Below are 1,032 nucleotides of genomic sequence, written 5' to 3'. Positions count from 1 at the left end.
CCACCCGTAGAACGGGTGGTTTGCTCTGACCCTATAAGGGTCTTTCTCTAGTGGTGGCCCTCTAAAGAGGGCATTGAATGATCTGACAACCACTCTATTACCACTGGCTGCCCCCTACTCGGGGGCTTTTATTTTGCCTATTTTACCGGCTCACCCGTAAACGGGTCGGTATACTCTTTAAAGTTTAATGTATCTTGTGCAATATCTTCTTGTAGTTGATTGCGAATATACTCTTTTATCGCTCCTTCATATCGTCCTACCGTATCCACATAATATCCTCTACACCAGAAATGTCTATTTCCATACTTATATTTTAAATTTGCGTGTTTGTCGAATATCATGAGGCTACTTTTGCTTTTTAAATACCCCATAAAACTTGATACACTTAAATGTGGTGGAATTGTTACTAGCATATGGATATGATCCGGACAGCATTCCGCTTCGATAATCTCTACATTTTTTCTTTTACATAAATCTCTTAGAATTTTACCTACATCAGCTTTTATCCGACCATAAATTATTTGTCTTCTATATTTTGGAGCAAAAACAATATGATATTTACATCTCCATTTACTATGTGATAAGCTTTTTACGTCATTCATTGACATTGAACCTCCTATGTTGAAATGTTGTGGTTGCCAGACCAACTCCATTCTAGCACTAGGAGGTTCTTTCCTTTTCTCTAAGAATTTTTACTGACCCCCAGTTTAACTGGGGGTTTAGTCATGCCTATTCGGCGTACAAATCATAACCACCCGTAGAACGGGTGGTTTGCTCTGACCCTATAAGGGTCTTTCTCTAGTGGTGGCCCTCTAAAGAGGGCATTGAATGATCTGACAACCACTCTATTACCACTGGCTGCCCCCTACTCGGGGGCTTTTATTTTGCCTATTTTACCGGCTCACCCGTAAACGGGTCGGTATACTCTTTAAAGTTTAATGTATCTTGTGCAATATCTTCTTGTAGTTGATTGCGAATATACTCTTTTATCGCTCCTTCATATCGTCCTACCGTATCCACATAATATCCTCT

At 39.9% G+C, this 1,032-nt stretch carries 1 protein-coding gene and 1 pseudogene; both read right to left on the bottom strand.

Annotated elements, in window-relative coordinates:
• Positions 1-137: 137 nt before the first annotated feature.
• Positions 138-602: an IS200/IS605 family transposase gene (gene tnpA, locus HMPREF0873_RS09720; RefSeq protein ID WP_038125930.1), complete on the bottom strand. Its 465-nt coding sequence runs from the start codon at positions 600-602 to the stop codon at positions 138-140.
• Between the two features lie 286 nt (positions 603-888).
• Positions 889-1,032, bottom strand: a pseudogene (locus HMPREF0873_RS09715) (IS200/IS605 family transposase); the annotation flags it as partial.

The organism is Veillonella sp. 3_1_44 (assembly GCF_000163715.1).
GTDB classification, from domain to species: Bacteria; Bacillota; Negativicutes; order Veillonellales; family Veillonellaceae; genus Veillonella; species Veillonella parvula_A.
This window is presented reverse-complemented; position numbering and strand designations above follow the sequence as displayed.

Coding starts and splice junctions, on each gene's coding strand:
- tnpA (WP_038125930.1), bottom strand. CDS start 602: ATGAATGACGTAAAAAGCTTATCACATAGTAAATGGAGATGTAAATAT.